Origin of the sequence: Mycobacterium shottsii (assembly GCF_010728525.1) — a bacterium.
GTDB classification, from domain to species: Bacteria; Actinomycetota; Actinomycetes; order Mycobacteriales; family Mycobacteriaceae; genus Mycobacterium; species Mycobacterium marinum.
In genome coordinates, this window is the sequence record NZ_AP022572.1 from 3,911,570 (window position 1) to 3,925,650 (window position 14,081).

General features: G+C 64.4%; 10 protein-coding genes, 1 pseudogene and 1 riboswitch. Of the genes and pseudogenes, 7 read left to right on the forward strand and 4 right to left on the reverse strand.

Going from position 1 to position 14,081, the window contains the following annotated elements; genetic code table 11:
* Positions 1-79: 79 nt before the first annotated feature.
* From eccD to G6N41_RS29795, 6 genes and pseudogenes are all read left to right on the forward strand, one after another.
* Positions 80-1,591, forward strand: a complete 1,512-nt coding sequence (gene eccD / locus G6N41_RS17960) for a type VII secretion integral membrane protein EccD (RefSeq protein ID WP_198965285.1) — start codon at positions 80-82, stop codon at positions 1,589-1,591.
* A complete protein-coding gene (mycP5, locus tag G6N41_RS17965; RefSeq protein WP_198967910.1) occupies positions 1,569-3,311 on the forward strand; it encodes a type VII secretion system ESX-5 serine protease mycosin MycP5 in 1,743 nt (580 codons plus the stop codon). Before eccD ends, mycP5 begins: the two co-directional genes overlap by 23 nt.
* On the forward strand, positions 3,308-4,519 hold the full coding sequence (gene eccE, locus G6N41_RS17970; protein ID WP_198965286.1) for a type VII secretion protein EccE: 1,212 nt from the start codon (positions 3,308-3,310) through the stop codon (positions 4,517-4,519). Before mycP5 ends, eccE begins: the two co-directional genes overlap by 4 nt.
* Entirely contained in the window at positions 4,516-6,348 is a 1,833-nt protein-coding gene (gene eccA5 / locus G6N41_RS17975; RefSeq protein ID WP_198965287.1) for a type VII secretion system ESX-5 AAA family ATPase EccA5, read from the forward strand. Before eccE ends, eccA5 begins: the two co-directional genes overlap by 4 nt.
* An 899-nt stretch (positions 6,349-7,247) precedes the next feature.
* Positions 7,248-8,600, forward strand: a complete 1,353-nt coding sequence (locus G6N41_RS17980) for a PPE family protein (protein WP_231608570.1) — start codon at positions 7,248-7,250, stop codon at positions 8,598-8,600.
* A gap of 10 nt (positions 8,601-8,610) precedes the next feature.
* Positions 8,611-9,825, forward strand: a pseudogene (locus G6N41_RS29795) (PPE family protein).
* A gap of 220 nt (positions 9,826-10,045) precedes the next feature.
* Here G6N41_RS29795 and G6N41_RS17990 read toward each other — a convergent pair.
* The 4 genes from G6N41_RS17990 to G6N41_RS18005 form a co-directional block, all read right to left on the reverse strand.
* On the reverse strand, positions 10,046-10,594 hold the full coding sequence (locus G6N41_RS17990) for a hypothetical protein (RefSeq protein ID WP_231608572.1): 549 nt from the start codon (positions 10,592-10,594) through the stop codon (positions 10,046-10,048).
* A gap of 5 nt (positions 10,595-10,599) precedes the next feature.
* On the reverse strand, positions 10,600-10,761 hold the full coding sequence (locus G6N41_RS17995) for a hypothetical protein (RefSeq protein ID WP_198913342.1): 162 nt from the start codon (positions 10,759-10,761) through the stop codon (positions 10,600-10,602).
* A complete protein-coding gene (locus G6N41_RS18000) occupies positions 10,737-11,018 on the reverse strand; it encodes a hypothetical protein (RefSeq protein ID WP_198965176.1) in 282 nt (93 codons plus the stop codon). The genes G6N41_RS17995 and G6N41_RS18000 overlap by 25 nt, the downstream gene beginning before the upstream one ends.
* Positions 11,019-11,090: 72 nt before the next feature.
* Positions 11,091-11,306 carry a hypothetical protein gene (locus G6N41_RS18005; RefSeq protein WP_198968062.1) on the reverse strand — a complete coding sequence of 72 codons (216 nt, stop codon included), beginning with the start codon at positions 11,304-11,306 and terminating at the stop codon, positions 11,091-11,093.
* Between the two features lie 144 nt (positions 11,307-11,450).
* A riboswitch (M-box (ykoK) riboswitch) is annotated at positions 11,451-11,626 on the forward strand.
* Between the two features lie 479 nt (positions 11,627-12,105).
* On the opposite strand from G6N41_RS18005, the gene G6N41_RS18010 reads away from it, so the two are divergent.
* Positions 12,106-13,266 (forward strand): PPE family protein, encoded by a 1,161-nt coding sequence (locus G6N41_RS18010; RefSeq protein ID WP_198965288.1) that lies wholly within the window; start codon positions 12,106-12,108, stop codon positions 13,264-13,266.
* Positions 13,267-14,081 lie beyond the last annotated feature (815 nt).

Consider the following 14,081-nt stretch of genomic DNA (forward strand, 5'->3'; position numbering starts at 1 on the left):
CGGTGTATTTACCGACAGAGCCCCGGGCGCGGCTGAAGTCACGGAGTAACACGTTCGCCACAGCAGGGGGTACAGAACGATGACCGCAGTAGCTGATGCTCCACAGGCCGAACTTGAGGGCGTATCTTCGCCGCGGGCGGTCGTAGTTGGCATCATGGCCGGCGAGGGCGTCCAGATCGGGGTTCTGCTCGACGCCAATGCTCCCGTTTCGGTGATGACCGACCCGTTGCTGAAGGTGGTCAACAGTCGGCTGCGGGAGCTAGGCGAGTCGACGTTGGAGGCCGCTGGGCGCGGTAGATGGGCGTTGTGCCTGATCGACGGCTCGCCGTTGCGTGCTACCCAGTCGCTGACCGAACAAGACGTCTATGACGGCGACCGGCTGTGGATCCGGTTCATCCCGGACACCGATCACCGGTCGCAGGTCATCGAGCACATCTCCACTGCAGTTGCGTCGAATCTCAGCAAGCGATTCGCCTCGATCGACCCAGTTGTCGCGGTGCAGGTCGGCGCGGGGATGTTGGGGACCGGTGTGATCCTTGCCTCGGGCGTCTTGGGCTGGTGGCGCTGGCACCACAACACCTGGCTGACCACAATCTTCGCCTCGGTGATTGCCGTGCTTGTGCTGATGGTCGCCATGATGCTGCTGATGCGTGCCACCACTGATGCGGATCGGCGCGTTGCAGACATCATGCTGGTCAGCGGTCTTGCGCCGCTGACCGTGGCGGCGGCTTCGGCACCGCCTGGTTCCGTCGGTTCTCCGCAGGCCGTGCTCGGCTTCGGAGTCCTGTCCATCGCCGCGGCGCTGGCCCTGCGATTCACTGGTCGACGACTGGCGATCTATACCGCCATCGTCACGATCTGTGGCCTGACGACATTGGCGAGCTTGTCGCGGATGGTCGCCGCGACCAGCGCGGTGACGCTGTTCGCGACCATGTTGTTGATCTGCGTGGTGATGTACCACGCCTCGCCCGCGCTGTCGCGGAGACTGTCGGGGATCCGGCTGCCGGTCTTCCCGTCCGCAACCAGCCGATGGGTATTTGAGGCACGTCCCGATCTGCCCACCACCGTGGCGGTCGCCGCTGGCGGTCCCCCCGTGTTGGAGGGCCCCGCCTCGGTGCGCGACGTGGTGTTGCAGGCCGAACGGGCCCGGTCGTTCCTGAGCGGTCTGCTGGTCGGGTTGGGCGTGCTGATGGTGGTGTCGCTGACCTCGCTGTGCAATCCGCACACCTCGGAGCGTTGGCTGCCACTGATGCTCGCCGGATTCACCTCGGGCTTCCTGATGCTGCGCGGGCGCTCCTACGTCGACCGCTGGCAGTCGATCACCCTGGCCGTCACCGCCGTGATCGTGGTTGCTGCGGTGTCGGTCCGATACGCGCTGGTCTTGTCTTCGCCGTTGTCTGTGTCGATCGTGGCGTCGCTGTTGGTGTTGCTGCCCGCAGCCGGAATGACGGCCGCGGCCGTTGTCCCCAACACCATCTACAGTCCGTTGTTCCGCAAGTTCGTGGAATGGACGGAGTACCTCTGCCTGATGCCAATCTTCCCGCTGGCATTCTGGTTGATGAATGTCTATGCAGCGATTCGGTACCGTTAGCGGCAGGTTGCGGCCTGGTCGCGGATCGACCGCGACCATCGCCGCACTTCTGCTTGCCTCGGGTGCGTTGGCCGGCCTGCCGCCGGCGTACGCAATCAATCCTCCGACAATTGATCTGGGAGCTTTGCCGCCCGACGGTACGCCGGGACCGCCGGCCCCGATGAAACAGAACTCCTACTGCACTGAGGTTGGGGTGCTGCCTGGCACCGACTTCAAGTTGCAGCCGAAGTACATGGAGATGCTGAACATCAACGAGGCATGGCAATTCGGCCGTGGCGCCGGGGTAAAGGTCGCTGTCATCGACACCGGTGTGACACCGCACCCGCGGTTTCCCCACTTGATCCCGGGCGGGGACTACGTGATGGGCGGTGACGGGCTGCAGGATTGCGACGCGCACGGCATCATCGTGGCGTCGATGATCGGTGCGGCGCCGGCCAACGGGGCGCTACCGCCTCCGGCCGTCCCACGCCGGCCGGTCACTATCCCCACCACCGAGAAGCCGCCACCGCCGCAGACCGTGACGTTGTCACCTGTGCCTCCGCAAACGGTGACAGTGATTCCGGGGCCGCCGCCGGAGGAAGGGGCTCCCCAGGGCGAGCCCGGACCCGGGCCGGTGCCCCCGCCAGCTCCCGGCCAACCGCCGGCAAGCAACCATGGTGGCGGAACGGTGACGATCCCCAGCTACTCAGGTGGTGCGCGGGTGACGGGGGTCGACCACGCGGGCGGCCCGCGTCCGCCCGACCCGCCGCCGCCGGCACCGGATGCATTCAGCGGGATTGCGCCGGAGGTCGAGCTGATCTCGATCCGCCAATCGAGCCAGGCGTTCGGCCTCAAGGACCCCTACACCGGGGATGAGGATCCGCAGACGCAACAGAAGATTGACGACGTTGAGACAATGGCGCGAGCGATCGTCCATGCCGCCAACATGGGAGCGTCGGTGATCAACATCTCCGATGTGACCTGCATGAGCGCCCGCAACGTCATCGATCAGAACGCGCTGGGGGCCGCGGTCCACTACGCGGCCGTCGACAAGAACGTGGTCATAGTGGCCGCGGCCGGCGACGGCAGCAAGAAGGACTGCAAGCAGAACCCGATCTTTGATCCGTTGCAGCCAGACGACCCACGTGACTGGAACGCGGTCACCACGGTGGTGACGCCCTCGTGGTTCAGTGACTATGTCTTGACGGTTGGCGCAGTCGACACCAACGGTCAGCCGATGACAAAGATGAGCATCGCCGGACCATGGGTGTCGATCGCGGCGCCCGGGACCGATGTCATCGGACTCTCGCCCCGTGACGACGGCTTGATCAACGCGATCGACGGTCCGGACAACTCGTTGCTGGTTCCGGCTGGCACGAGTTTTGCGACGGCGATCGTGTCTGGCGTGGTTGCCCTGGTCCGGGCGAAGTATCCGGAGCTGTCGGCGTACCAAATCAGGAATCGGCTCATTCACACCGCCCGCCCGCCCGCTCGTGGAGTGGACAACCAGGTCGGCTACGGTGTGGTGGATCCGGTGGCTGCCCTCACCTGGGACGTGCCCGAAGGGCCGGTCAAGCCGCCTAAGCAACTATCGGCACCGCTGGAGCTGCCGAAGCCGCCCGCAGAGCGCAATATGGTGCCAGTATGGGTGGCTGCCGGCGGATTGACCGGTGCATTACTGATAGGCGGTGCGGTGTTCGGTACGGCGACGTTAATGCGGCGATCACGGAAGCGGCGATGAAGGCTCAGCGCAGGTTCGGTTTAGCTTTGTCGTGGGCGCGGTTGACGACAGTGTTCGTGATCGACCTGCTCATTCTAATCGTGGCCAGCCATTGCCCAGACTCGTGGCAGGGCGAGAACCGCATCGCGTGGTGGGTTGGCGTCGGCATTGCCGTGCTGGTCACCTTGTTGTCGGTCGTCACCTATCGCGGGATCACGGTCACCTCGGGTATCACTGCCTGGCTTTGGGATTGGTCCGCTGACCCGGGCACGGCACTGGGTGCCGGCTGCACACCTGCCGTGGATCACCAGCGTCGTTTCGGGCGCGACACGGTCGGAGTGCGCGAGCATCATGGCCGATTGGTCACCGTGATCACCGTCGACGATGGCGAGGGAGATGCCGCGGGTCGGCATCGGCATCGCACCACGCAGTCGGCGGTGGTACCGGTGGCGACCGTAGCCGAGAACTTGCGACAGTTCGATGTTCAGCTCGATGGCGTCGACATCGTGACCGTTGAGGTCCGCGGTGGTGCCGAGGCGGCCCGGGCGTCGGCTTCATTGGATGAGTGGGGCCCGGAAGAGTGGGGAATGGTGGGGGAGAGTCCCGCCGCGAACCGTCGCCGTACGTGGTTGATCTTGCGGATGAATCCCCAGCGCAACGTTGCCGCGATAGCGAGTCGTGATTCGCTGGCCTCGACGTTGGTGACAGCCACCGAGCGGCTTGCCCAGGTGCTCGATGGCCAGAGTTGTGCCGCGCGCCCATTGGCGGCCGACGAGCTGGCCGAGGTTGACAGCGCGATATTGGCCGAGCTGGAGCCGACCTGGAGCCGTCCGGGCTGGCGTCATCTCAAGCACTTCAACGGCTATACGACTAGTTTCTGGGTAACGCCGGCCGACATCAACGCCGAGACCCTCGATGAGGTCTGGCTCTCGGATGCCCCCGAGGTAGGCGCCACGGTGCTCACGCTTCGTCTGGTGATGCGCGCGGGAGAACCTCAGTTGTCGGCGTGGGTCCGCTACCACAGCGATGAACGCCTGCCCAAGGAGCTATCGGTGGGCCTCAACCGGTTGACCGGCCGCCAACTGGCGGCAGTGCGAGCGAGCCTGCCGGTGCCGTCCACCCGGGCTCAGCTGGTTGTTTCCAGTCGCGAGTTGCTAGACCACGACGAGCTGGAACTGCCTGTGGGGCAAACACAGGAGCACGCGACAAGCGCGACCACAGGGCAATGACCCGCCCACAATCAGCTGCAGACGATGCCCGCAACGCCATGGTCGCCGGTCTTCTGGCGTCGGGCATCTCGGTCAACGGGCTACAGCCAAGCCATAACCCGCAGGTCGCGGCTCAGATGTTCACCACCGCAACCAAGCTCGATCCAGCGATGTGTGACGCCTGGCTGGCACGGTTGCTCGCCGGCGACCAGACCATGGACGTTCTCGCCGGCGCATGGGCGGCGGTAAGAACCTTCGGTTGGGAAACCCGCCGTCTCGGCGTCACCGACTTGCAGTTCCGCCCCGAGGTGTCCGACGGGCTGTTCCTGCGGCTGGCTGTTACCAGTGTCGATTCGTTGGCCTGCGCCTACGCTGCCGTTCTGGCCGAGAACAAGCTTTACCAGGAGGCCTCGGACCTGCTCGACACCACCGACCCCAAGCATCCCTTCGATGCCGAGTTGGTGAGCTATGTGCGAGGTGTCTTGTACTTTCGCACCAAACGCTGGCCCGACGTGCTGGCCCAGTTCCCCGAGGCAACGCCCTGGCGGCACCCGGAGCTGAAGGCGGCCGGTGCGGCGATGGCGACAACGGCCTTGGCATCACTGGGGGTCTTCGAGGAGGCCTTCCGGCGTGCGCAGGAGGCCATCGAAGGGGACCGGGTTCCCGGCGCGGCCAATATCGCCCTCTACACCCAGGGCATGTGCCTGCGCCACGTGGGGCGCGAGGAGGAAGCCGTCGAGCTGTTGCGTCGCGTGTATTCGCGCGACGCAAAGTTCAGCCCTGCCCGCGAGGCCTTGGATAACCCCAACTACCGACTGGTATTGACCGACCCCGAAACGATTGAGGCGCGCAAGGATCCATGGGATCCGGACAGTGCGCCTACCCGTGCCCAAACCGAAGCCGCCCGGCATGCCGAGATGGCTGCCAAGTATCTCGCTGAGGGGAACGCCGAGCTCAACGCGATGCTCGGCATGGAGCAGGCCAAGAAAGAAATCAAGCTCATCAAGTCGACCACCAAGGTGAATCTGGCGCGCGCCAAGATGGGGCTTCCCGTCCCGGTGACCTCACGCCACACCCTGTTACTCGGTCCTCCTGGTACTGGAAAGACCTCGGTGGCAAGGGCATTCACCAAACAGCTGTGCGGGTTGACGGTGCTGCGCAAGCCGCTGGTGGTAGAGACCAGCCGCACCAAGCTGTTGGGTCGCTACATGGCCGACGCGGAGAAGAACACCGAGGAGATGCTCGAGGGTTCACTGGGCGGCGCAGTCTTCTTCGACGAGATGCATACCCTTCATGAGAAGGGCTACTCGCAGGGCGACCCCTACGGCAACGCGATCATCAACACCCTGCTGCTGTACATGGAGAACCACCGCGACGAGTTGGTCGTATTCGGTGCGGGCTATGCCAAGGCCATGGAAAAGATGCTCGAGGTGAACCAGGGTCTGCGACGGCGCTTTTCGACCGTGATCGAGTTTTTCAGCTACACGCCCGAAGAGCTGATTGCGCTCACCAAACTGATGGGCCAGGAGAACGAAGACGTCATCACTGAGGAAGAAGCTCAGGTGTTGTTGCCGTCGTACACCAGGTTCTACAACGACCAGAACTACTCCGAGGACGGCGACCTGATCCGCGGCATCGACATGCTCGGCAACGCCGGCTTCGTGCGCAATGTCGTGGAGAAGGCCCGTGACCACCGCAGTTTCCGCCTCGACGATGAAGATCTCGATGCGGTGCTCAACAGTGATCTGACGGAATTCAGCGAGCTGCAGATGCGTAGGTTCAGAGAGCTGACCAAAGAAGACCTGGCCGAAGGTCTCAGTGCCGCGGTGGCAGAGAAGAAGACGAACTAGGCCTCGGCGCGGCAAGCACCAAGCCCAGCTAACTCGCAGTCGCCCGGGAGGACGAACCTGCACGGGTCCAGACGCGGGGCGCCGTATTCGCCCGGCGCAACCACCGCGAGTCGCGTTGACGCTGGGATGACCCCGGTGACACCATGACGCTGGTTCTGCCTCACCAGCCGAAGTCTTTGCACGAAAACGGGGCCTCGAAATCGGAATTGGCATCAATGGTCGGGGGATGCTCCGGGGCGCGCTGGTTCGCCCCGTGGATGGATTGAGATCAACTCGGCTCATTGCGCACCGTTGGGCGGATACGCTATGTCATGCCAAAGCTTGCGCAACACCGGCCGCCCGGTCCAGCAAACACTGCTGGCGGCTTGAACCCGAGTTGCGCAACCACCGCGCACTCCCGTGGGCGCCGGATTGCGACGGGAGGTGGGCGGGACTGAACCAGTTGACAGTGGTTGTGCGAAGTTGGTGACCGTTTCCATCCGATCCGGTCCGGGCAGAAATTCCGCCGTCGGAATCGACTGGCGCCGAGTGCCCGAAGGCACGCGCGAACTGATTGCGCACGTGCCATCGGCAACATCCCGACACCACCACAGCGGCCGAGCCAATAGCCGGGTCGGGCTTCCCAAAGAGGAGAAAGTCCGATGTCTCTTGTCATGACGAGACCGCCAGCCCCGGCACTGCCGGCCGGCGGGCTAGCCAACCAAGGCCCTGCCCCTGTCCGGGGCGAATTGTCTTTGGCTGCAATAGAAGTAGCCCTTCCCGCGCCGGGTTTTGGAAGCGCGCGGCGGCAGCCCGAACCTGATCATCGACGGCGTACCGACACCCTCTCGGCGCGCGGGCTTGGATCGCTTGCGCCCATGATGGCCGCGTCGAGTGCGGCCGGGTAGGGGGCGTTGGAGATGGATTTCGCAGCACTGCCACCAGAGATCAATTCGATACGCATGTATTCGGGGCCGGGCTCAGCTCCGATGCTCGCTGCGGTAACAGCCTGGGATGGGCTCGCTGCCGAGCTGCGCTCGACGGCCGCCGCATACGAGACGGTGATCGCCGTGCTAACCGGTGACGGCTGGCTGGGACCGGCCTCGGAGTCGATGGAAGCCGCCGTGTTTCCGTACCTGGCGTGGATGAACATCACCGGAATGCAGGCTGAGCAAACCGCCCGCCAAGCGGCAGCGGCGGCGGGCGCGTTTGAGGCCGCGTTCGCGATGACGGTGCCCCCGGCGCAGGTGGCCGCCAACCGCACTCAGCTGCAGACGCTGGTTGCCACCAATCTTCTGGGGCAGAACACACCCGCCATCGCCGCTACCGAAGCCGCGTACGGCGAGATGTGGGCTCAGGACGCGGCGGCGATGTATGGCTACGCGGTCGGCTCTGCAGCCGCATCGACGCTGACACAGTTCACCCAGCCGGCGCAGACCACCGATCCAAGCGGGCTGGCCAGTCAGTCGGCGGCGGTCACTCAGGCAGTAGGCAGCACAGTCGGCAACCTCACTCAGACGGAGCTGCCACAACTGATGTCCGCGGTGCCGGCGAGCCTGCAGGGGCTGGCCTCACCAGCGGCCGCATCGCCGATCGACGCCATTCCCGGATCCGGGCTGCTAGCCGCGCTGCTGAACTTCCTGGATGGCAACGACGGGAACCCGCACGGGGTCTTTTTGAACTCGTCATTGGTGAACGGGTTCGTCTCAGCCGGATACGTCAGCCCTGCCGTCGTCGGACCCGCAATCTGGGCCGCAATGGCCGATATCAATGCGGTGGCACTGGGTGCCCAGGAATCGGCCGCGGTACCGCCCATGGGGTCCGGCGAAGGAAATCCGTCGTGGATACCCGCGGCATCACCGGCAAGCCCGGAAAGTTTGCCGGTTCTGTGTGAGGAGACGGCAGCCACGCTGGGGACTGGAGGAATCTCGGCGGGTATGAACCAGGCTGAGCTGGTCGGGCGAATGTCTGTTCCCCAAAGCTGGGGCGTAGCAACAGCGGTGGCCAATCACGCCGGTGCGGCAGCCCCGGGCGGCGGCTGGACCAGTACGGCCGTTGTCCCCGAAGCGGCAGTCGGGATGCCCGGCATTCCAGGTATGCCCGCGGGCATTTACGGGCACAACCTCGGCAATCCCCCCGGTACGGATTACGCCCAACGATCATGGGGCGCCCGCCAGCTGCTGGATGACGAGACGGAAGTCACCGTGACATCGACGATCGGTTCCGGGACTGCCGCGGCTACCGAATCTGCCAGCATGACTCCCTCGGGTTGAGGCTCGGGTAATGGCGTTGCCGGCAATGGATTTCGGGGCCCTGCCACCGGAAGTCAACTCCCTGCGCATGTATTCGGGCCCAGGGTCAGCGCCCATGCTTGCCGCTATGGCGGCGTGGGATGACGTTTCCGCGGAAATGCTTTTGACGGCAGCGGCATACGAGTCGGTGCTCTCGGCTTTGCTCAGCGACGGCTGGCTAGGGCCAGCTTCGGCGGCTATGGCGGCAGCGGCGGCCCCGTATGTGACGTGGCTGAGCGCCACCGGGCTACAGGCCGCGCAGACGGCCGGTCAGGCGGCGGCGGCCGCGGCGGCGTTCGAGGCCGCGTTCGCCATGACGGTGCCGCCGAGTGTGGTTGCGGCGAACCGGGTGCAGTTGCTGACGCTGGTGGCTACCAATTTTCTGGGCATCAACACACCGGCGATCGCGGCTACCGAGGCCGAATACGCCGCGATGTGGGCGCAGGATGCGACAGCCATGTACGGGTATGCGGCCGGTTCCGCGGTGGCGTCCACGTTGGAACCATTTTCGGAACCAGCACACACCGCCAGCCGCTCCGGGCTGGCGGGTCAGACCGCGGCGAGTACCGCTATGGGCGGCCTCACGCAGACCGAAGTGCCCCAACTCATGTCCACGGTACCGGCAAGTCTGCAAGGACTCGCCGCACCCGCGGCGGCACCGCTGGACACCATTGCAGGGTCGGGTCTGCTTGCTGACATCCTGAACTTTCTGGACGGCAACGATGGAAACGCCTTCGGGATCTTCTTGAACTCCTGATTGGCAAATGGAGTCATCTCGGCCGGATACACGGCTCCGGGGATCGTCGTGCCCGCCGTGACATCGGCAATGGCCGACGTCAATGCGTTGGCCCTAGACGGCTTACCAGGGATTGCGTTGCCAATTACGGGATCCGATTCCGGCGATGCCGTTTGGACAAGAATGACAGTTCCGCAATCGGGCCTGGGGGGAGTCGCCGCGGGAACCAACCAGGCGACTATGGTGGGTCGACTGTCGGTCCCGCCGAGCTGGGCGGGGACCACCGAAGTAATAGATCATGTCGCCACCGCGCTCCCGGGCGCTGGCACCGCTACCGCCCCGGAGGCGAGTGCGGCGATGCCTGGCGTACCCGGGGTACCTGCTCCGGGCGCCTACGCGCGCAGCTACGGCACCGGACCTCGGTACGGATTCCGGCTGACGATAATGCCGCGCCCGCTCTCGGGCGGCTGAACAACGCGCTTGCACCGAAGCCGGTGGAGTTGCGCCGCTCCGCGTCAGTGACCTGAAGACAGCGAAAAGCGCTGCGATGAAACAAAACCCGGCACACGATGGCCCATCGCTTTACCGGCATGATCGGGCAGCCACGGGCGCGTTGGGCGTGATGCATCAAGTCAAGATGCCTGCGAAACCTGGTTCATGCATCAGGTAAGGAATGCCCGCGAAATCGGGGTCAGGTGGTGGTCTTGCTTTTGATGCGGATGCCGGCTTTGAGGGCGGGTAGAGCGGCGGGTATGGCGGTGAGGTAGAGCTGTTCGGTCTTGTCTTTGGCGAGTCTGAGCAGGGCGGCTTGCAGGTCGGCGATCTGGTGGGCGATCGCGGCGGGGTTGAGGCTGTTGCGGTAGGTGAGCAGCTCTGTTTGTTGGGCCGCTGAGAGGACTCCGGCGGCCAGCAGCCGGTCCAGGGGGGTCTGGGGCTTGTCGTAGAGCCGGCGGCGGTGACCGTCGCGGCTGCAGCCGTAGCTGATGGGTTTGATGGTGGGGGTCAGGTAGTTGAGCCGGTCGTTGACCAGGTGCCACAGCCGGTTGAGCACGGCGCGTTCTTCGTCGGTGTCGTAGCGGTAGTAGAACCCGTAGCGACGCACGAGGTGGTTGTTTTTGGACTCGATGGTGGCCTGGTCGTTCTTCTTGTAGGGTCGTGAGCGGGTGAAGAAGATCTCCATGTCCGCGGCCCACTTGATGACCGCCTTATTGAGGAATTCGGTGCCGTTGTCGAAGTCCAAACCCGTTACCTTATAGGGATTTTAGTAATTCCGGTTTTGAGGGCGCCCAGGATGTGGGGGTGGGCGTTGTTGCGCACCGTGCGGGTGAACACCCAGCCGATGTGCATGTCGGTGAGGTTGACCGTGCGGGCGAACTCACCTTTCAGTGTCGGGCCGCAGTGCGCCACGGTGTCGCCTTCGAAGAACCCCGGAGATTCTTCGGCCTCATCGCCTGCTTTGCAGATGGTGATCGAGGACCGCAGCAGCGGGAGGGTTTCGTCGTCGACACACCCGAGATCTGGTCGCGGGCCTTGGCGCCGCGCAGGTAGCGGTCGATCGTGGCGCTGCTCATCGCCAACAGCTCGGCACGCACCGCCGGGCCGTAACGGTCACGGCCGTCCACCAGTTCGCCGTGGCGTTCTAGAGCATCCAACTGAAGTGCCATGGAAGCGGCCAGATACCGGCCGCACTGCCCGCCTGAGGCCGCCCACACCTTCTGCAACACCTTGAGCGCATCCTAGGAGTACTTCGGATTGCGTTGCCGGCGAGTCCGTTTGGCGACCTGCCGACCCGCTCCCGGCGGCGCGGCCGCCGCCCTCAACCGCCGCCGGGCGTTGTCACGCGACCAGCCGGTGACCGCCACCACCTGATCCAGAATCTGCCCCTTGTCCGCCTTCGGTGCCCCCACATACGCCCTGGCGAACTTCGCGGTGATCTCGGCCCGAGACGACATCGACAGCCCACTTCCCATGCCTGCCGAGGATCGACCGTTTCGCGGGCATTTTTACGTGATGCACCGAGGACGCTTCACGGGCATTTTTCGTGATGCTTGCCGTTGGGTTGACGGTCACCGCTTCGAGTGAAACTATGACCTTTGCAAGCACTTCGCTAGGTGAGGCGTCTGCACGGATACAGGCCACTGACCTCGAACGTCGAAAGACGCCCCGGGTCAGGACAGCTCTTCCCGGCTTAAGGGTTGAGCCCAAGTGGCTTCCGGCTTGAAAGCGTCGGATACGCCGTGTGGTGCCAAAGCTCTGACGAGAGGGGTGCCGCGCTCAGTCGTCGTGCTGGGCACTCGCCTCTATGTGCTGTGTGACTGGCACCCCCGCGTGCCCCGGCCCCGAGGAGGTGAGTGCGAAGTGAGTCCCGGTGATAGACCGTATTCGAGACCAACGGCCATTTCGTTTCGATCCGATCCCGGCGCCCTTTTCGTTATCTGACACGGTTTCATCCACGTTTGTTTGATCGGCACGCCTTAGCCTGTGCTGCGGACGTGCAGCTGAAGCGCGCGAAGTTGCGGTATCGGCGCTGTGTCGTTGTGCGTCAGGAGAAGCCCGATACCATGTCGCCCCTGAACCGATATAAAGCTGGGCCACAACATAATTCGGTGGATAGCGCCCATGTATAGGGCACCGAGCGTGCACTGGAGCGCAATCGGGCGCTAGGGCTACGCAACCCATGCCCGCCCCGCGTCCCACTCGGCCGTAACGGCCGCCAATGCCATCACGGCCAGGTAGAGAAAGAAGCCAGCGATGACTGTCAGTCTGGATTTCGCCACACTGCCACCCGAAATCAATTCCGCACGTATGTATTCGGGGCCAGGCTCCGCCCCGATGCTTGCCGCTGCCTCAGCCTGGAAGGGCCTGGCTGCGGAGCTTCGCGTCACCGTGTTGTCCTACGACTCAGTGCTCAGGGCGTTGACCGGCGAGGAATGGTACGGCCCGGCGTCGGCCTCGATGGCGGCTGCGGCAGCGCCGTACCTGGCATGGATGAGCACCACCGCCGCGCAGGCTGAGGAGAGTGCGGTACAGGCGGCAGCCGCTGCGGCAGCCTACGAAGCTGCCTTCTCGGCCACCGTGGCGCCCGCGGTGATTACAGCTAATCGGGCTCAATTGATGGTGCTGGTCGCGACCAATGTGCTGGGGCAGAATACTCCGGCAATCGCAGCCGTAGAGGCCCAATACTGCGAGATGTGGGCCCAGGACGCCATGGCCATGTACGGCTATGCCGGCTCGTCGGCCGCCGCCACGCGGCTAAGCCAGTTCCTCGAGCCGCAGCACAACACCAATCCGGCTGGGCTGCTGGCACAGCAGTCAACGCTGGCCCAGCTGATGTCGGCAGTTCCCAACGTGTTGCAGGGACTGGCGTCTTCCAACACTTCGGCATCCGCGCCGTCCGGGCTGCTGAGCACGTTGCTGTCCGGCAATGGCCAGTCCTGGCTAGCCACGCTGTGGTCGGAGTTCGGGCCCAACGCCAATATCTGGAACACCATCGCCTCGACCGGCTTTCTGCTGCCGAGCAATATGGTCACCCCCTTTCTCGGCATGCTGGGCACCGCAGCGGTGGCGGATGCGGCCGAGGACGCGCTCGGAACCACGGGTTCTGGCGCGCTCGGCGGTGCGCTTTCCGCGCCGCTCGGGTCCGTCGGTGGCCAGGCCGGGCTGGCGGCTGCGGGCAACGCCGCCATCGTCGGCAAGTTGTCGGTGCCGCCGAGTTGGACGGGGGCAGCTCCACTGGCCAGCCCGCTGGGTTCAGCCCTGGGCGGCACACCGATGGTCGCGCCTCCGCCGACGGCGGCGGCCGGCATGCCCGGCATGCCGTTCGGGAATATGGCTGGGCAGCCGTTTGGGCGGGCTTTACCCCAATACGGCTTCCGCCCCACCTTTGTCGCCCGCCCTCCCGCGGCGGGATAGCTGCGGGGAAAATCTGCGGCCGAGGCGAAGTCGGATCACGCAAAGGACATCGTCGACCACGTCCGGTAGTCATGTTGCTCCGTGGGCTGCGGTATTTGCAGCGCACAAGCTTCACGCCCGGCCGCGGGACCGTCATGGCATGCCGAACGATGGCCTGCCAGCAAACCTGCAGCAACCAGCTAGCCGAGTAACAGCCGATTGTGAACCTGGTTGCCCGGTGAGGTGCGTAACCTTCCTCCAACGCAAGGAGAACGCCCCATGACGAGCAGCCGTCAGTTCGGTGAAGTCGATGCTTACCCGGTCGTCTGGAGCCCCGGCTCCGGCTGATCCGGTACGGCGCCGGTAACTGCCTGCGCCACGGGAGTGGACATCGTTCCCCCTGGCCGTTGGCGACGTTCGCACCCACGTGTTCAGCAACCAAACTGCTCGCCATCACGCATCAAATCCGGGAGGCCATGCGGCAGCCTTATCCGTTGGTAGCGTCACACCGTCGGTCATTACGGTGGGTAGCGTGAAGTTACTATATGAATTCATATTAGTGAAACCGTAATGTTGGTCTTAGTGGGACATTTCCGCTCGTTCGAGAATCGCGCCGCGTGATTTCGCCTGCAAAATGCAAATATGGACTTGTGCGTCAATAATCGCCCATCGATCGTGTTTGTCCTCTGCGTTGATGGTGAACGCGGCTCCGCCTGGGCGGTGGTTTGCCTTGAGTTGGGATATAATCGTGTCTACGTGTATATATAGTGGCTGCTGTGCATCGCTGAGCAGAAGCTTCACAAGCGCCGCTGGGGCGGTGAGATCGATTTTTAACA